This window comes from Bradyrhizobium canariense, from assembly GCF_018130465.1.
In the GTDB taxonomy this organism is placed as follows: Bacteria; Pseudomonadota; Alphaproteobacteria; order Rhizobiales; family Xanthobacteraceae; genus Bradyrhizobium; species Bradyrhizobium canariense_C.
The window spans coordinates 203,668-220,696 of sequence record NZ_JAFCKJ010000011.1 but is presented as its reverse complement, the minus strand read 5'-3'; the positions used below and the strand labels follow the sequence as shown (position 1 = coordinate 220,696).

Annotated in this window: 20 protein-coding genes and 1 tRNA gene; 13 read left to right on the top strand and 8 right to left on the bottom strand. The window is 64.1% G+C overall.

The features are described from left to right. Nucleotides 1-637: 637 nt before the first annotated feature. Both JQ591_RS26435 and JQ591_RS26430 read right to left on the bottom strand, forming a co-directional pair. The gene (locus tag JQ591_RS26435) at nt 638-1,597 is read right to left on the bottom strand and encodes an N-carbamoyl-D-amino-acid hydrolase (RefSeq protein WP_211398933.1); all 960 of its coding nucleotides are present in this window, start codon (nt 1,595-1,597) and stop codon (nt 638-640) included. Nucleotides 1,598-1,788: 191 nt separating this feature from the next. Then, nucleotides 1,789-2,250: a hypothetical protein gene (locus JQ591_RS26430; protein ID WP_211398932.1), complete on the bottom strand. Its 462-nt coding sequence runs from the start codon at nt 2,248-2,250 to the stop codon at nt 1,789-1,791. 264 nt (nt 2,251-2,514) lie between these two features. Between JQ591_RS26430 and JQ591_RS26425 the strand changes: the two genes are divergently transcribed. The 3 genes from JQ591_RS26425 to JQ591_RS26415 all read left to right on the top strand — a co-directional run bounded on the left by JQ591_RS26425 (nt 2,515) and on the right by JQ591_RS26415 (nt 3,622). Next, nucleotides 2,515-2,694 (top strand): hypothetical protein, encoded by a 180-nt coding sequence (locus JQ591_RS26425; RefSeq protein WP_433995217.1) that lies wholly within the window; start codon nt 2,515-2,517, stop codon nt 2,692-2,694. A 155-nt stretch (nt 2,695-2,849) separates the two neighbouring features. Continuing rightward, nucleotides 2,850-3,074 (top strand): hypothetical protein, encoded by a 225-nt coding sequence (locus JQ591_RS26420; RefSeq protein ID WP_007594875.1) that lies wholly within the window; start codon nt 2,850-2,852, stop codon nt 3,072-3,074. A 221-nt stretch (nt 3,075-3,295) separates the two neighbouring features. Continuing rightward, nucleotides 3,296-3,622, top strand: coding sequence for a hypothetical protein (locus JQ591_RS26415; RefSeq protein ID WP_211398930.1), 327 nt, complete (start codon nt 3,296-3,298; stop codon nt 3,620-3,622). A gap of 33 nt (nt 3,623-3,655) precedes the next feature. Here the strand turns inward: JQ591_RS26415 and JQ591_RS26410 are convergent, their stop codons facing one another. From JQ591_RS26410 to JQ591_RS26395, 4 genes are all read right to left on the bottom strand, one after another. Beyond that, nucleotides 3,656-4,630, bottom strand: coding sequence for a tripartite tricarboxylate transporter substrate binding protein (locus JQ591_RS26410; RefSeq protein WP_211398929.1), 975 nt, complete (start codon nt 4,628-4,630; stop codon nt 3,656-3,658). A 224-nt stretch (nt 4,631-4,854) separates the two neighbouring features. Next, nucleotides 4,855-5,562, bottom strand: a complete 708-nt coding sequence (locus JQ591_RS26405; RefSeq protein ID WP_211398928.1) for an NUDIX hydrolase — start codon at nt 5,560-5,562, stop codon at nt 4,855-4,857. A gap of 149 nt (nt 5,563-5,711) precedes the next feature. Then, complete coding sequence (locus tag JQ591_RS26400; RefSeq protein WP_211398927.1) at nt 5,712-7,235, bottom strand: hypothetical protein; 1,524 nt, start codon at nt 7,233-7,235, stop codon at nt 5,712-5,714. A gap of 376 nt (nt 7,236-7,611) precedes the next feature. Next, nucleotides 7,612-7,688, bottom strand: a tRNA-Pro gene (locus JQ591_RS26395). A 68-nt stretch (nt 7,689-7,756) separates the two neighbouring features. Between JQ591_RS26395 and JQ591_RS26390 the strand changes: the two genes are divergently transcribed. The 6 genes from JQ591_RS26390 to JQ591_RS26365 all read left to right on the top strand — a co-directional run bounded on the left by JQ591_RS26390 (nt 7,757) and on the right by JQ591_RS26365 (nt 13,548). Next, nucleotides 7,757-8,746 (top strand): L-threonylcarbamoyladenylate synthase, encoded by a 990-nt coding sequence (locus JQ591_RS26390; protein ID WP_211398926.1) that lies wholly within the window; start codon nt 7,757-7,759, stop codon nt 8,744-8,746. Between the two features lie 80 nt (nt 8,747-8,826). Then, nucleotides 8,827-10,254, top strand: coding sequence for an FAD-binding oxidoreductase (locus tag JQ591_RS26385; protein ID WP_211398925.1), 1,428 nt, complete (start codon nt 8,827-8,829; stop codon nt 10,252-10,254). Then, nucleotides 10,251-10,694: a GNAT family acetyltransferase gene (locus JQ591_RS26380; RefSeq protein WP_211398924.1), complete on the top strand. Its 444-nt coding sequence runs from the start codon at nt 10,251-10,253 to the stop codon at nt 10,692-10,694. The genes JQ591_RS26385 and JQ591_RS26380 overlap by 4 nt, the downstream gene beginning before the upstream one ends. Nucleotides 10,695-10,703: 9 nt before the next feature. Beyond that, nucleotides 10,704-11,285 carry an NUDIX domain-containing protein gene (locus tag JQ591_RS26375; RefSeq protein WP_211398923.1) on the top strand — a complete coding sequence of 194 codons (582 nt, stop codon included), beginning with the start codon at nt 10,704-10,706 and terminating at the stop codon, nt 11,283-11,285. Nucleotides 11,286-11,388: 103 nt separating this feature from the next. Further along, on the top strand, nt 11,389-12,318 hold the full coding sequence (locus JQ591_RS26370; RefSeq protein ID WP_211398922.1) for a glycine reductase: 930 nt from the start codon (nt 11,389-11,391) through the stop codon (nt 12,316-12,318). Between the two features lie 36 nt (nt 12,319-12,354). Further along, nucleotides 12,355-13,548 (top strand): CaiB/BaiF CoA transferase family protein, encoded by a 1,194-nt coding sequence (locus tag JQ591_RS26365; RefSeq protein WP_211398921.1) that lies wholly within the window; start codon nt 12,355-12,357, stop codon nt 13,546-13,548. A gap of 180 nt (nt 13,549-13,728) precedes the next feature. On the opposite strand, the gene JQ591_RS26360 is transcribed toward JQ591_RS26365, so the two are convergent. Then, nucleotides 13,729-14,484 carry an SOS response-associated peptidase gene (locus JQ591_RS26360; protein WP_211398920.1) on the bottom strand — a complete coding sequence of 252 codons (756 nt, stop codon included), beginning with the start codon at nt 14,482-14,484 and terminating at the stop codon, nt 13,729-13,731. A 63-nt stretch (nt 14,485-14,547) separates the two neighbouring features. Here JQ591_RS26360 and JQ591_RS26355 point away from each other — a divergent pair, with 63 nt between their 5' ends. The 4 genes from JQ591_RS26355 to JQ591_RS26340 all read left to right on the top strand — a co-directional run bounded on the left by JQ591_RS26355 (nt 14,548) and on the right by JQ591_RS26340 (nt 16,492). Beyond that, nucleotides 14,548-15,048, top strand: coding sequence for a hypothetical protein (locus JQ591_RS26355; RefSeq protein ID WP_211398919.1), 501 nt, complete (start codon nt 14,548-14,550; stop codon nt 15,046-15,048). Nucleotides 15,049-15,066: 18 nt separating this feature from the next. Next, nucleotides 15,067-15,501 carry an NUDIX hydrolase gene (locus JQ591_RS26350; RefSeq protein ID WP_211398918.1) on the top strand — a complete coding sequence of 145 codons (435 nt, stop codon included), beginning with the start codon at nt 15,067-15,069 and terminating at the stop codon, nt 15,499-15,501. A gap of 47 nt (nt 15,502-15,548) precedes the next feature. Further along, nucleotides 15,549-15,926, top strand: a complete 378-nt coding sequence (locus JQ591_RS26345) for a TIGR02301 family protein (RefSeq protein ID WP_211398917.1) — start codon at nt 15,549-15,551, stop codon at nt 15,924-15,926. A gap of 299 nt (nt 15,927-16,225) precedes the next feature. Next, nucleotides 16,226-16,492, top strand: coding sequence for a hypothetical protein (locus tag JQ591_RS26340; protein WP_007594892.1), 267 nt, complete (start codon nt 16,226-16,228; stop codon nt 16,490-16,492). A gap of 210 nt (nt 16,493-16,702) precedes the next feature. On the opposite strand, the gene JQ591_RS26335 is transcribed toward JQ591_RS26340, so the two are convergent. Then, on the bottom strand, nt 16,703-17,020 hold the full coding sequence (locus tag JQ591_RS26335) for a cupredoxin domain-containing protein (protein WP_211398943.1): 318 nt from the start codon (nt 17,018-17,020) through the stop codon (nt 16,703-16,705). Between the last annotated feature and the right edge of the window lie 9 nt (nt 17,021-17,029).

Below are 17,029 nucleotides of genomic sequence, written 5' to 3'. Positions count from 1 at the left end.
AAAGCACACGCAGAAAAACCGCACAGCAGCATACAGGTGTAGCCAATCACTCGGCCTTCCCTGCGCAGTGGTTGGACGGCTTATGCCGTGCTCTCCCGGGAGCCGAGTTCCTTTTGGCCTCCCTCGTCCCAACGAAATTCACCGACACCGCGCCGGTTGACGCGACTGCCGCATCCGCCAGGGCTTGACCGTAGCAACGACGGCCAGGACCACACGGTTTTGCCGTACGCACGGCTCGCCATTTCGCCGCAGTTTTTCCAGCCCTGTCGACGGAGCCGGAAACTTACAGGCGAGACGAACCTGACAGCGTCGCTCGTCTAGCACGAAGTTTTGGGCTCACGGAGAGCAATCCGCCCTGCCCGCACCTCTCGCGCCCGACGCTGCCGCGTCCACCGCAAGCCCGGCTCGCGAACGTGACGACCACATGATCGCCCCTCAAGGATGAGCCGGGATGCGCGACACATACGCCAAAACCGAATTTCGGTAAAATGGAATATTTTTGCGTGATCGGATTGACAGGGGCGACACAGGGCGCGGTCCCGTAGCCCGGATGGAGTGCAAGCGTAATCCGGGGACGGTGCCGAATGCCGCGCGGGCGGCCCCGGATTTCGCTGCGTTCCATCCGGGCTACGAAGCCTCACCCCTTCTTTCGCGCCGGCGTGCCGTCCGCCATGAGGGTCACGCCCTTCCGTTCGACAATCATCCCGTAGGCCTGCGGCTGACGGTGAACGTCGAAATTGAACGTGGTGCGCTTGTAGGAATTGCAGAGATCGAGATCGCAGCGGGCCAGCGCGATCTCGTCGCCCTTGGTTGTGCATCTCGCGATGATCTCGCCCGAGGGCGCGATGATGCAGCTTCCGCCGATGTGGTCGACGCCCTCCTCGACACCGGCCTTGGCGACGCCCACCACGAAGGTACCGTTCTGGTAGGCGCCGGCCTGCATCACCAGATGATTGTGGAACAGCGAGAGATCGTCATGCTCGGGCGCAGGCGGATTGTGCACCGGCGTGTTGTAGCCGATCATCACCATCTCGACGCCCTGCAGGCCCATCACCCGGTAGGTCTCGCTCCAGCGGCGATCATTGCAGATCGCCATCCCCATCACGCCGCCAAAGGCCTCGGTCACGCCGAAACCGCCGCCCGGCTCGAAATAGCGCTTTTCCAGATGCTGGAATTCGCGCCAGGGCTCGAGCTCGGCATGGCCGGGCAAATGGACCTTGCGATATCTGGCGACGATGGCGCCGCTTCGATCGACCAGGATGGAGGTGTTGTAGCGGTGGACGACGCCGGCTTCCATCGTCAGCTCGGCATAACCCAAGCAGAATCCGATGCCGATCTCGCGCGCGAGATCGAACAGCGCTTGCGTCTCCGCTCCCGGCATCTCGCGCTCGAAAAAGCCGTCGATCTCGGCTTGGTCCTCGAAGTACCAGCGCGGAAAGAAAGTGGTCAGCGCGAGCTCGGGATAAACGATCAGGTCGCAGCCGTTTGCGTGCGCCTGGCGCATCAAGGCCATCAGGCGCGCCACGACCGCAGCTCTGGTCTCGGTCCGCGCGACAGGGCCGAGCTGGCCGGCCGCGATAGTCACAAATCTCGCCACGAATATTTCCCTCGTCCGCTTCCCGGGTCAGGTCGCGGCAGAGACTATCGCGCGATGCGTCGCGCGCACAGCCTCGCTGTCCGGCACGGTGCCCAACCGAGAGGCAGCCCTACCGTCACGTGGGAAGCGCCGACGACGAATTGGGATTGAGTGCATCCACGTCGAGCGCAAACTTTCTCGCCGAGCGCCACTCACCATTCTGCGGCGACGGGCTCGTTGAAGAACTGACCGCGCGCCGCCATGCGCGACGGCTGGCGGCGACGATGCCGCTCCGCGATGCGCTTGTTCGGAGCGGCCGCCTTGGCCTGCCTTGGCTCGGCGGCCTTGGCGTCCGAAGCCTTGGCGTCCGAAGCCTTGAGCTCCGCGGCGGGCTGCGCCGCCATTGCAAATGCCTGGCGCGTACCTTCCGATGCGGCCGGCGCCGCGCCGTCCGATGTCGATGACGCCACGGTTTTGGTCAACGGAATCTGTCGCACGTTGGTGTCGAAGACGATCTTCTCCGGCCATGTCTGCGCAGAATGAATTCGGGCGATCGAGAGGGCCGGCCCGGCTTCGTCGGCCGCGCTCACGGGGCCGGCCATGTAAGAATCAGCAAGGTACAGGAGGGCGAGCAGAGCGCCGCCGGTGAAGACGAAATAGCGGATGAGCGGCATGGGTCCCTCGATCGCCTCGTTGTCGAGGTCCCTGCAGCAACGGGAAAGAGTGGCAATCGTTCCGGCGCGACGTCGCAGTGATCGCGGGAGAGGAACTCTCTGCCGGCGCACTGGCATTCTACTTGCTGCACGGTAGTCAAATCCCTCAGATCCGCAGTGGGTCTGTCTCATCGTGAGGCGATCATGCATCCGACGTCCCGTTTCGAAGCGACCATGCCGACACAGCTCCACGCACTGATTTCCGATCTGCGCTGGCGCATGCAGATGATCGACGCCGACATTCTGGAAGAAGAGCGGAAGGCGGGAATCTCCGATCCCCAAAACCTCGCCTATCCCATGCTCGCGCAGAACCTGCGGGCCCGGCGCGACAATATCCGGGTGAGCATCGCGATTCTCGAAAGCCGGCTTGAAAAGCAATCGACCGAGTGGCCGCGCGCGGCCTGATGCGGCGACGGCGGTAGCCCCGTCCCTGGTGAACACGAAGGAACTCCCGTTGCCGATCTGCAACGGTTCCACGCGATCTAAAGCCGGCCAAAACAAACTCCCATTCCGGCCACGAACCCCTCTCACAACGCCGTGAGACTAGCAGGGGAACTACGATGCGTGCGCAAAGAGTCTGGGTGGTGAACGGGGCCGCCAGCGTCGAGCAGTTGCAAACCAGATTGGACGATCTGAACAAGCGGCTCGGTCAACTCGAGACCCAGCACCCCGAGAGCTGGAAGGTCGAAGAGCTCAGATCGAGCGCGCTCAGCCTGTCGCGCGAGATCGACGACATCCGCTGCGCCGAGGCAACGGCGGCGCTGAGCGAGCTGCTGCGGAAATAGCCGGCGTTCGCGATTCGCCCGACGCGCAAGGAACCAACACCGCCTCCCCGCCATTGCCATGCCGAGCATGGAGCAAAATCATGACCAGGCACCTGACGCGGACCGACCTCGCGCGCGGCGTGGCCGGCGCGGTATCCACGCTGGTCCTGTGCGCGACGATGGCATTCACCATCGCGCGCCACTTCGCCCTATGAAGGGTTTGGCGCTGTGAGGAATTTCGCATGACATCCGACCCCGAGGAATCGGTGAGGCTGCAAGGCTACGGCGAGATGACCCTGCGTACGGCCGTCACGACCATGATGCTGCTTGCGCCGCGCGAGCGAGCGGATGCCGCCATCTTCCGCGTCCGCGACGGCGTGCGGCTTGCCTCCAGCGAGATCGCCGAACTCGCCTCCGAATGGGGCATCACGCCAGCGCCAGAGATCAGGTCTCCGAAACTCGTCCCGGAGCAGCATTGGACCCACGTCGTTCGCGGCATGGTACGTGAGGCACCGCTGCCGGCGCTGATGATTGCGTTTATGGTCGGCGTGCTGGTGGCGAGGCGGTAGTCTCGCGACAACGGCCGGCTACGGCAGGGTTGATTATTTCTGCTCGTTCGCGCGCATGTCTTCAGCATAAGGACGCAACGCCTCAGACATCTCGTCGAGGCGTTTCTGCCACTCAGCGCCAGTCAGGAAGGCGATCACCGGCTCGTCGCCGGGCGAATTCGTCAAGTACTCGGGATTGCGCAGGCCTTCGGCAATCCCGGCTTCCAGCTTCTTGACGATGTCGTCCGGAACGCCCTTCGGGACCGCAAAGCCGCGTTCTGCCGTCGTCGTGACCGGAAAGCCCACTTCCTCCGCCGTCGGAACTTCGGGCAGCGATGGAAAGCGCTTCTTCGACAGGATCGCGATGACGCGAAGTGGCCCCCTGTTGGTGCCATGCAATTCGGGAATCTCGCTGAGAGTGACCATCCCGACTTCCAGATGCCCGCCCAACAGATCGGTCCGCTGCGCGGCCGTTCCCCTGTAAGAGATTTCGTTGGGCTCGACCTTCGCGGCTGCTGCCAGCATGCGAATGGCCAAATGACCGTTCGTGCCGGCACCGTTGTGACCAAACGTCACCGAGCCCGGCTTGCTGCGAAGTGCGGCAATGACATCCGGCAGATTCTTGAATCTGCTGTCCGCGGGAACCACCATCACGTTCGGATCTTCAACGATCCGTGCGACCAGCCGGATTTCATCCGTGGTGTATTGGGTTTTACGCGTCATCGGCAGAAAGTTGTAGCCCGGCACGTTGACGACGCCGATCGAATAGGCGTCGGGCGCCGCGCGCGCGATCGAGGCAAACGCGATCTCTCCACCGGCGCCAGGCTTGTTCAGGACGACAAACTTCGTCTTGCCGCCTAGCGCGCGCTCAACAAAGGGAAGAAGCTTGCGAGCCATGACATCGGTACCGCCGCCGGGCGCAAAGCCGACAACGACTTCGATTGGCTTGTCTTCCGGCCACGCGGCCCATGCCGATCCGCAAGCAGCGAAGCCAAACGCTGCAACGAGCGCGAAGATCTTCTTGTTCATGATTTCCAGCCCTGTTTTTGTTATTGGCCGATCGCGAGGCTCGAGCGTGCGATCGACTGTGGGTTCATCTAGCCGTCGGCTTGGCCGGATGGCAACCGATTCTGCGGTGCGCAGGAATGTGACCGAGCCAGCCATCCTCGCGCAAGGGCTTCGGCGATGCGCCGGGACAGCGAAGCGAGGCACCGCTGATGGTGGCGTTGCTGGTGGCGCCGCGGCAGGCGATATTACGGCGAGATGCCGCGCGACAACCTGCTCCATATTCCGATCGCTTCGAGCGTGTAGCTGTCCTTGATCTCACCCGACAGGATTTTCGACCAGATCGCATCGGCCGGCATCAACAAGGTGCGGGTTATGACCTCGCGCATCTCGGGCAACCACTCCCGACGACCCATCACCGACGCATGCACGATGTGGACTTCGTTATCCATCAAGCCCGTATCCGTGAAGATGCTTCCGATCAGCCGCGGCTCGACACCGACGTAGCCGGTCTCCTCCTCCAATTCCTTCAAGGCATTTGCTTCCAACCCGATGCCCGGTTCGGCAAATCCGCGCGGTAGTTCCAGCATAAGCCGTCCGATCGCATGCCGCTCCTGCTCGACCATCACGATGTCGCCGACGTTCCCCAGCTTCGGATCGGCGATCGTGGCAACGACCACGACATTGTGCCCTCCCAGCAGTTGGCCGCGCGAGACGACCCGAAAATAGGGATGGACGATCGTGGTCCGGCCCTCGCCCACCTCGACCAGGTCGACGAGCACAAGCACGTAGTCATTTGAGAAGGTAAGCCCGAGCGCGACGCCATGCTCGCGCGCGTAGTTCTCCAGGCGGGCGCGGTCGAGCACAAGCCGGCGATAGCGACGCGGCTCGAACAATTGGGGGTACTTGGCGAGCACGTCGAGATAGGCCTCGATGCCGGCTGCTGGATCGACCATTATTTTCCCTGGTCAGAGATGAAGATTGACATGGGCCTGCCGCTGCCACCGGCCGGCCCGTGAGCCGCGATCACGGTCGAGCCGCTTCTTGTCGTTTTGGCGGCGATGCCTTGCGGCGCCGCCTGATTTTGCCGGGGTTACACCGCAGTTCAATCGTCCCGATCCTTGACCTCAAGTCCGCCGCCCTGCTGATCGGGACGCAATTGATCCCCCGACGGCGCTATCTCGGTCCCCTCGAACGACAGACGGCTACGAACCTCCCGAGCGATCTTTGCAGCGGTTTCCGCCCAGATTTTACCCTGGAATACGGGCTGCTTCATTTCATATTTCAACCCGCCTCCCTCAAGATAGACGACTGCGTGAGCGACGAGGGGCACCATCCCTCGCGACAGCGAGTGTTCGCTGACCGGATCCTCGGGCAGATGTGGCAAGCCAAACGCGTGCCCAGCCTCCGAGGCGATCATCTCGAAAATGCCCAACGCACTCAGTCGAACCTCCCATCGCTCGGTGGCTTCGCGGAGACGACTGTCGCGCTGGATCTGGCCCAAACGCCCAACCACGTTCCCCAGCGAACTGGAGACGCGCCGAATGGACTCCAATGGGTCCTGAACGAACTTCTGCTCCGACATCGGCCGCTTGTTGTCCGGCAGGTTCTCGACAGCGATCTCGTGATGCAACGCCCATATCGGATCGTTCCTGACCGCGATGATGTCGTCCAGGCTTACCGAACCGATATCGGTCAATTGAACGGCTTGACTGGCGATGTCCAGACCGACCCCGGCAACAGCCATCATGAGATCGTGCAACTCCTTCTCGTCCACCTCCTTGATGCCTTCCGTGAGTTCCTTGATCTCCTGCAAGCACTCACGGCTGGTCGATCCCTGGGACGTGACGACGTATCGGTTGAGAACATCCGGCAAATTGACGTTGTACTTGAGGTCCGCGAGCGCCTTGATCTGCATGGCCAGCGGCTTCTTGAGATCAAAGACCAGGTGGTCCTTGTGCAGGCCATCGACGCAGACGAACTTTTGGTAGATCTCCTTGCGTTTGACCGGACGACTGGTCTCGTCCTGCACCCGATTGGCAAAATCGCGGATGTTCTTGAGCATCAGCTTGATGCTCTCGTCATCGAATGTCGAAAGAGAGAAGTCCTTGCGAAGGAGATCGGGCCTCAGGTCGTCGATCGTCTTGAAGAAACCTCCGAAGCGCTTGGAAATGTGGTCCGCGATCAGGGTTCCGTTCCGCCTGTCGTCCCAGCTCAATCTCAGCTTGTTCGTGTCTTTCGACTCGGCCTTGATCCAGTAATCCTCGACGTCGCGGGACAGGTCCGTGCCCTTGAAGTCCGAGAGTTGCCGCTCGTCGTAGAGGAAAGGGATGATTGCGCGATCCCGCACGAGGCGCTCAAATGACTCCGGCTCCGAACCTCCGCCGAGGTAGAGTGCCTTGACCGCCTCGTTGTGGAGGAGGTATGCGCGATTGACCACCACCGAACGCAGCGTGAGCAGCGCCTTGAAGAACTCCGTCTTCATCGCCGGCTGGATCCGCTTGGCGTAGGCGGAGAGCGGCTTCGCACCCTCCGCGGCTTCCTGGGCGATGTCCGGCGGGGCCCATTGGTCATCGAGGCATTGGGCAATTCCGGAAAGCTGGTCCAAATTGTTCGGGGTCAATTCCATGGCGCAATGCCTTAAGCAAAAAAATCAATGCGTCATGTGTATTACGAAATGAATGCGAGCTTAAGTTGAAATTGTCAGCCGCCCGAAAAGTTGAAGCCAACCCAGATCCAACGATCTGTATTTGAACCCGGTGACCCCTGCACCGCGCTTCACGCAATCAAAGCGCTACTCGAAGGGATGAGCGTTGCGAGCCATGCCGCCGCGACAGACCGCCCTGCCCGGCCAAATCGGCCGTGGACCCGCCCCGAAAATCGTTGCAAAAGGGCGCTCCCGAGGCGCTGGCGGCCGGTCCGCCAAGTCTTTAGGAAGCCAAGTCTTTAGGAAACCAAGCCTCTAGAGGAACAAGCCTCTAGGAAAACGTCGACTTTTGGAAGAATGGTCGGAGTGGCAGGATTCGAACCTGCGACCCCTGCGTCCCGAACGCAGTGCTCTACCGGGCTGAGCCACACTCCGACAAGAGGCCGGCTTATAGCGTCGGGTTTGGCGCACCGCAAGCGGCCGAGCTGAGGAATCTTATCCCTGTGAAAACGGGTCTTGAAACGCTGATTTTACCGGCCGGCGAGGCCGGCGCGGAAGCTGCCGCCCGGACATTGGCCGCCGGCGGGCTGGTCGCGTTCCCGACCGAGACGGTCTACGGGCTCGGGGCGGACGCCGGAAATGCCAGCGCGATCGCCCATCTTTACGCCGCCAAGGGGCGGCCGGCCTTCAATCCGCTGATCGCGCATGTCGCCGACCTCGCGGCCGCGCGGAGGATCGGGCGATTCGACGCCTGCGCCTTGAGCCTTGCGGAGGCGTTCTGGCCGGGCCCGCTGACCCTGGTGGTGCCGAAGACGGAAAACTGCCCGGTGGCCGATCTTGCCACCGCCGGCCTCGATACGGTCGCGATCCGCATTCCCGCCCATCCGGTGGCGCAGGCGATCCTGCGCGCCTTTGGCGGGGCTGTGGTGGCGCCGTCGGCGAACCTCTCCGGCCACGTCTCCCCGACGCTGGCCGCCCATGTCGAGGGCGACCTTGCGGGGCGGATCGACCTGATCGTGGACGGCGGGCCCGTTACGGTCGGCGTCGAATCGACCATCGTCGGCTGCTTCTACGCGCCGATGCTGCTGCGGCCCGGCGGGCTGTCGCGCGAGCGGATCGAGGCCGTGCTCGGCGCACCGCTGGCGCGACTGCCCGCGGAGGCCGACAGCGACGACAGCCAGCCGCTCGCCCCGGGCATGCTGGCCTCGCATTACGCGCCGCGTGCCAATGTACGGCTCAATGCCCACGATGTCGCGCCGGGCGAAGCGCTGCTGGCGTTCGGCCCCGCGCGCCTGCCCGGCCTGGAGGCCGCCGCCGCCGTCATGAATTTGTCGCTCACCGGTGATCTCGATGAAGCCGCCGCCAATCTGTTCGGCTATCTTCGCGCCCTCGATGCCGGGGGGCCGCGAGTGATCGCCGTGATGGCGATCCCCGAAGAAGATCTGGGCGAAGCGATCAACGACCGGCTGCGCCGGGCGGCCGTCGCGCGATAGCGTATGATCCGGGAAAGTGTGTAGCGGTTTTCCGACAAGATCATGCGCAAAGAGTAAGAAGCTTGAGAAGAGACACGACCATGAACGTCAATCAATCCGCCACCCCTCCGCTTGCGCCCGAGCTGATCGAACAATTCCGCAAGATCGTCGGCGAGAAGCATGCGATCACCGATGCGGCCGACATCGAGGCCTATGTCACCGAGGAGCGCAATCTGTTCCACGGCCGCTCGCCGCTGGTGCTGCGCCCGGGCTCGACTGCAGAGGTCGCCGCGATCTGCAAGCTCGCTTCCGAGCACAGAATCGCGCTGGTGCCGCAGGGCGGCAACACCGGCCTCGTCGGCGGGCAGACGCCGCACAATGGCGAGGTGGTGGTGTCGCTGCGCCGGCTCGACAAGATCCGCGAGGTCGACACTGCGTCCAACACCATGACCTGCGAGGCCGGCGTGGTGCTGCAGATCGCGCAGCAGAAGGCCGCCGACGTCGACCGGCTGTTTCCGCTCTCGCTCGGCGCGGAAGGCAGCTGCACCATCGGCGGCAATCTCTCGACCAATGCCGGCGGCACGGCCGCGCTCGCCTATGGCGTCGCGCGCGAGATGGCGCTGGGGCTCGAGGTGGTGCTGGCGGACGGGCGCGTGCTGGGCGTGCTGTCGAAGCTGAAGAAGGACAACACCGGCTACAATCTGCACAACCTCTTCATCGGCGCCGAAGGCACGCTAGGCATCATCACGGCCGCGACGCTGAAGCTGTTTCCGAAGCCGCGGTCGATCGAGACCGCCTTCGTCGGGCTGAAGTCGCCGGACGCCGCATTGAAACTGCTGGCGATCGCGCAAAGCGAGGCCGCCAATGCGCTGACGAGTTTCGAGCTGCTCTCGGAGATGGCGGTCGATTTCTCGATCCGCCACGGCATCGACGTGCGCGATCCGCTCGCGCAAAAGCATGCCTGGTACGTGCTGATGGAATTGTCATCACCCGGCGACGACGCCCGCACGCCGCTGGAAACGATCCTCAGCCGCGCCATGGAGGACGAGATCGTCGACGACGCCGTGATCGCGGCCAATCTGACCCAGCGCGCCGGCTTCTGGAAGCTGCGCGACGAGATGTCGTCGGCGCAGAAGCCGGAGGGCGGCTCGATCAAGCACGACATTTCCGTGCCGGTGGCCACCGTTCCCGCCTTCGTCGCCGAGGCCAATGCCGCCGTGGTGAAACTGATCCCCGGCGCACGACCGGTGCCGTTCGGCCATCTCGGCGACGGCAATTTGCACTACAATGTCAGCCAGCCCATCGGTGCCAACAGTGCGGACTATTTGGCGCGCTGGCACGAGATGAACGCCGTCGTGTTCGCGATCGTGCTGCGCATGGGCGGCTCGATCTCGGCCGAGCACGGCATCGGCGTGCTCAAGCGCGACGAGCTGCCCGACGTGAAGGACAAGACCGCAATCGAGCTGATGCGACAGCTCAAGGCGATGCTCGATCCGCTTGGCATCATGAACCCGGGAAAAGTGCTGTGAGTGCTCTCACGATCGACGCGATCACTGAGGCCGATGTCGAGCCTGTGGTCGCGCTGTGGCAGCGCTGCAGCCTGACCCGGCCGTGGAACGATCCGCACGCCGACATCGCGCTAGCGCGTCGGCGCGACAATTCCACCATCCTGCTCGGCCGCGACGGCGGCGCCATCGTCGCCACCGTCATGGTCGGCCATGACGGCCATCGCGGCTGGGTCTATTACGTCGCGGTCGATCCTGATGGCCGCAAGCGCGGCCATGGCCGGGTGATCATGACCGCAGCCGAGGACTGGCTGCGCCAGGCTGGTATCGCGAAGCTTCAGCTGCTGGTCCGCCGCGAGAATGCCCAGGCCAATGCGTTCTACCAGTCGCTGGGTTTTGAGGAATCGACCTCGGTCATATTCCAGAAATGGCTCGACGGCCGCGACACGCCTCCAAGCAACTGAGATCGAGCCATGACCATTTCCGACCGCGTCCGCATCAAGGACGTCCGCGTGCTCTCGGACAACTGGACCACCCTCAAGAACACCACGTTCGAGTACCGGCGCGCCAATGGCGAGTGGCAGACGCAGCACCGCGAGACCTATGAACGCGACAACGCCGCGGCCGTGCTGCCGTATAATCTCGCACGGCGTACGGTGATCCTGGTGAAGCAATTCCGCCTGCCGGCCTTCATCCGCGGCCACGACGATCTCCTGATCGAGGCGGCCGCCGGTGTGCTGGACGATGCCTCGCCCGAGGTACGCATCCGCGCCGAGGCCGAGGAGGAAACCGGCTATCGCCTGCACCACGTCCACAAGGTGTTCGAGGCGTTCATGAGCCCCGGCGCCGTCACCGAGAAGCTGCATTTCTTCGTCGCCAAGTACGAGCCGGAGATGCGGGTCAGCGACGGCGGCGGCCTCGAACACGAAGGCGAGGACATCGAGGTGCTGGAGCTTTCCATCGACGACGCGCTGGCGATGATCGCGGACGGGCGCATCATCGACGCCAAGGCGATCATGCTGCTGCAATACGCGGCGCTGCATCTGTTTCGGTAGCCCCCGCCCGGTCCGCAATTCTGACCTGCGCGGCCATGGGGCCTGTTGAGCTCCCCCGCGACTATCTCTAGTCTGTCGCCACCAAGAACCAGGAGACGCGCCCATGTCCGATCCGCGCGACGACGAATTCGGCTTTGCGCCCGACTATGATGCCCCCGTCCCCTATATGCAGCGCACGCGGGACTATTACGCCGCGATCGGCTACACCACGGCGTATCGCTGGGCCCACTACACCGAGGCGCCGTTCCAGCCGCTGAAGAAGCCGCTTTCGCGATCACGCGTGACGATCATCACGACGGCCGCGCCGTACGATCCCACCAAGGGCGACCAGGGGCCGGGTGCGGCGTATAATGGCGGCGCGAAATTCTACCAGGTCTATGACGGCGACACCTCGAAAGCGCACGACCTTCGCATCTCCCACATCGGCTACGACCGCAAGCACACCACGGCCACCGACAACGGCAGCTGGTTTCCGCTGCCGCAGCTTTTGAAGGCGAGCGCTGCCGGGCGCATCGGCGAGGTGGCCCCGCGCTTCTTCGGCGCGCCGACCAACCGCAGCCATCGCGTCACCCTCGACACCGACGCGCCGGACATTCTGGCGCGCTGTCTTGCCGACAATGTCGATGTCGCCGTGCTGGTGCCGAACTGCCCGGTCTGCCACCAGACCACCGCGCTGGTGGCGCGGCATCTCGAGGCGAACGGCATTCCGACCGTGATCATGGGCTGCGCCAAGGACATCATCGAGCACGCCGCCGTGCCGCGCTTTTTGTTCTCGGATTTCCCGCTCGGCAATTCCGCCGGCAAGCCGCATAACGTCGCCTCGCAGGCGCAGACGCTCGAGCTGGCGCTCAAACTGCTGGAGACCGCGAGCGGCCCGCAGACCACCATGCAGTCGCCGCTGCGCTGGAGCGAGGACGCCTCCTGGAAGCTCGACTACAACAACGTCGCGCAGCTCTCGCCTGAAGAGCTGGAGCGCCGCCGTGCCGAATTCGACAAGCAGAAGGAGATCGCGCGCGGCAATCGCGCCGCCTGACGTCCTCCGACAACCAAAACAAAAAGGGAGAGCGACGTGACGCGACCGTTCGAGGGCGTGAAGATCCTGGACTTCACGCAAGTGTTGGCCGGCCCCTATGCGAGCTACCAGCTCGCGCTGCTGGGCGCCGACGTCATCAAGGTCGAGCGGCGCGAGGGCGAGGACATGCGCCGCACGCCGCTGTCGCGCGAATGGGCGGAGCGCGGCCTCGCGCCGGCGTTCCAGGCCATCAACGGCAACAAGCGCAGCCTGACGCTCGATCTGCAAAAGCCGGATGCGATCGCGATCGTGAAGAAGCTCGCCACTCAGGTCGACGTCGTCCTGGAAAATTTCCGCCCCGGCGTGATGGACAAGCTCGGCATCGGCTATGCGGCGCTGTCGGCAATCAATCCGAAGCTGATCTACTGCGCGGTGTCCGGCTTCGGCCAGACCGGTCCGGATCGGCTGCGGCCCGGCTATGACGGCAAGATGCAGGCGCTGTCCGGCATCATGGCGATCACGGGTCATCCAGAAACCGGACCGACGCGCGCGGGCTTTGCGGTGTGCGACGTGCTGTCGGGCGCGACCGCTGCCTTCGGCGTGTCGAGCGCGCTGTACCAGCGCGATCGCACCGGCAAGGGCCAACTCATCGACGTCTCCATGCTGGAGGCGACGATGGCGTTTCTCTCGGGGCAGATCGCGGACTGGTCGGTCGCCGGCCATCGCCAGCAGCTGTCGGGCAATCAGGCCGTCAGCCGCAGGACCACGGCGAATTTGTTCAAATGCGGCGACGGCCACATCCTGCTCGCCGTCAACAACGAGAAGCAATATCGCGCGCTGATGTCCGCGCTCGGCCGCGAGGACACGCTCAGCGATCCGCGCTTTGCCGACTGGTTCGCCCGCAACGAGAACGAGCCGGCGCTGCGCGCCATCATTGAAGAGGCGCTCGCGGCAAGGCCGGCGCGCGAATGGGAGACCATTCTGGAAGATGCCGGCGCGCCCTGCGCCAGCATCTGGAAGGTCGAAGAGGTGATCGACCATCCGCAGATCAAGGCGCGCGGCGCAATCCAGGAGCTCGATACGCCCTATGGGCGCCTGCGCTTTGCCGGCAGCGGATTCAAGCTCGCGCATGGCGGCGGCAGGCTGGACCGGATGGCGCCGGAGCTCGGCGCGGACACGGATGCGGTGCTGGGCGAGCTGGGATTCGACGCGGCGGAGATTGCGGCGCTAAGGGCGAACGAGATTGTGTAGAGCTGCCGCCTCACGTTCAGTGTCGTCCCGGCCTAGTGCGCAATTGCGCACGGGGGCCGGGACCCATATCCACCGAATGCAATTTGGCGAAGATTCCCTACCGCCATCTCGCGCTACACTGCTCCCTGGGGGTATGGGTCCCGGCCTTCGCCGGGACGACAGTGTGTTTTGTCGCGCCAACTAGAACAACGACCCCTGCCCGTCATCGGCCGATCCGGCCGCCGCTTTCCGCACCACCTTCTTCTTCGGCACCTCCGCCTCGATCTCCTCCGCGCTGATCGGAAGCAGCAGCTGGTCGTCGTCATTGGCGACGCGGTTGACGCGGGTGGAGACCGGGTGCCAGGCGAATTCGCCGATGCGCGGGGCGGTCATCAGCGGCAACACGGCATCGACGTCGTCGCTGCGGCTGTCGAGCCAGCGCTCGAAATCGCTAGGGCTGATGGTGACGGGCACGCGATCATGCAGCGTGGCGAGATCCTCGCTCGCCGCCGCCGTGACGATCGCGACCGTGTCGAGCTCCTCGCCGTTCGGCCCGACCCAGGTCTCGAACAACGCGGCAAAGCCGAGCGGCGCGCCGTCGGCGCGATGGATGAAGAAGGGCTGCTTGCGGCCACCCTCCGCCTTCCATTCGTAATAGCCGTCGGCCGGAATCAGGCCGCGCCGCCGGCGAATCGCGCGTTTGAAGGCGGGCTTCTCCAGCACCGTCTCGGAGCGGGCATTGATCAGGAGTGTAAACCCCTTGGGATCCTTGACCCAGCCCGGCAACAGGCCCCAGCGCATCAGGCGAAAATGGCGCGCGCCGTTCTCGGCCAGCACGACCGGAATCGGTTGTGTCGGGGCCACGTTGAACCGGGGCGGGAAATTCGGCTGCTCGATGTAGCCGAACAGTTGCCGCAAAGCCGCGGGGGCCGAAGTTATGACGAAGCGTCCACACATCCTTGAGGGCCTATATAGGGTCCGTTCAGGTCCTTTTAACCCCGAACGTTAACACTGCGGCAGATGAGCTCAACGGTCTCCCAGCCGGCGCGAATGCATGGACAGACGGGGCCCGAGGCCGCGGCCTGGGCCGAGCGGCTGCGCGTGGCCAACATCAACCCACGGACCGGGCTTGCCACCGACTATCTCAACCATTTCAATGAAGCCGTGATGCTGCTGGAAATGGTCCCCGACATGCCGGAATGCGCGGAAGATTTTCTGACCTGGTCGCCGCTGTCCTATGCCGAGCATTTCACCGCCTCGAATTTCAAGGCCCGGGATCTGGCGATCGAGGCCTATGAAAAGGCCGACCCGAACGTGCGCGCCCAGTTCGACCACCTCGCCGACACCATGACCTCGATCCTGACGGCGGTCGGCTCGGCCATGCGCGAGGTCGAGAAGGACACGACCCGCGTCCGCCTCGCCGAGCAGGCCGCCCTCTGGGTCAAGCCGCTGATCGCGGCCTGCGGCGGCATCATCAATGGCGGCGCGGAAGCCGACGTCGACACCATCATGGCGAACTGAGCCCGAGCAGGTGAAGTCATGGCTGCGATCGTTCAGCCCACCCGTCCCCAGATCGCGGTCAGTGCCGCGATTTTTCGTGACGGCAAGGTGCTTCTGACCCGTCGCGCGCGCTCGCCGGCAAAGGGGTTCTATTCGCTGCCAGGCGGCCGGGTCGAGTTCGGCGAATCGCTGCACCAGGCACTGGCGCGCGAGATCAACGAGGAGACCGGCCTCGATATCGAAATCATCGGCCTCGCGGGCTGGCGCGAAGTGCTGCCGGCCGCGGCCGGCGCCGGCCACTATCTGATCATGTCCTTTGCCGCCCGCTGGGCGGCCCGGGAGCCGGTTCTCAACGACGAGCTCGACGACTACCGCTGGATCGCCCCGGCGGCCCTGGCGAGCCTTGGCGACCTCAAGCTGACCGGCGGGCTGGAAGAGGTCATCCAGTCCGCCCACCGGCTGATCGGCCCCTGACGGCCCCGCCTTGCGTCCACCGCCCCGAGGAGGCATACACCCCGCCGATGTCCACGCGATTTCTGGCCATTTTTGCCCTGATTCTCACCTGCGCCTCGGTGCCCACGAGGGCTCAGGACGGTGCAGCGCCGTTTGACGGCGATTTGCAGCGGCTGGCGGAGATTCTCGGCGGGCTGCACTATCTGCGCGGCATCTGCGGGTCCAACGAGGGCAACAAATGGCGCAGCGAGATGCAGGCGCTGATCGATGCCGAAACCCCCGCGGGCGAACGCCGCACCCGCATGATCGCCGGCTTCAACCGCGGCTATAACGGTTTTCAGCAGACCTACCGGAGCTGCACGCCGGCCGCGACGGTGGCGATTCGCCGCTACATCGAGGAAGGCTCGAAGATCTCGCGCGATCTCACCGCGCGTTACGCGAACTGATTGCTGTCAGCCTCATCCTGTTACGCAATCCCTCATCCTGAGGAGCCCGCCAAAGCGAGCGTCTCGAAGGATGAAAGGCCCTGCTGCTGCAGCGGGACCTCAATGGTTCGAGACGCGTGCTTCGCGCGCTCCTCACCATGAGGGATCTGGCTGTCGGACGAGCGACGGGAACCCTGTCATCGTCTTTGTACACAGCCGTTAACCGTTCCTAAAGATGTGGCCTAGCGGGCGTTAACGCGCGTGCTACACCTCTCGCACAGCGCATCGCCGTGGACGCGCCTCCAGCCCTGTCGAGTTTCATGAGCCATCCAGTGTCCTACGCCCCCGCCCGCGCGCCGCTGCCCGATCACGAGCAGAAACAGGCCGCACTGAGCTATCTCAACGAGGCTTGGGCCGAAGCGCGCCATGATGGCGTCGACGGCGACTGCCTGGCGCAGGCAAGCCTGTTTGCGGCCCTTGCCGAGCTCGTCGGCACCTATGGCGAGGACGCGGTGGCGAAGTTCGTCGAAGGCTTTCCCGGCCGCATCCGCAACGGCGAATTCTCGGTCGACATCTCCAGACAGTAAGCACGTCGTCCGAAAATGACCCCGCCACGCGGGCGGGGCCAGTCTACGGATGAATGACTTTACGACGAGGTCTTGGCGACGAAGTCATGGCCAAGACGTCGCGAAGTCTGCCGTGTTTATCGCACGGAAGCCGGTCCCCGCCGCCAAGCATTAGTCTCGCCAGGGCCGGGAGTTGTTCCCGCCGCCGTCGGGAATCCGCTCCCCAGCCTGTTACGGCTCGATCTTGAGCGTCGCTTTCATGTTGGGATGATAGCGGCAGTAATAATCGACCGTGCCCGCCTTCTTCAAAACCAACGTCCCCGATTTTTTCGCCGGCAGGTTCACGTCGAAATCGCCGTTCCCTGCGGTCGCGGTGTGGGCGAAAACGTCCTTGTTGATCCATTCAATGGTGTCGCCGACCTTCGCCGAAGCGTCTTTCGGCGACATCTCGAGATTCTCCATGGTGATCTCTATGGTCGCAGCGTGCGCCGGGACGGCCATCGCCACGAGCAGGACCGCTGACGCGATCGCGGACAATCGTCCCGGCATCATCGCCTC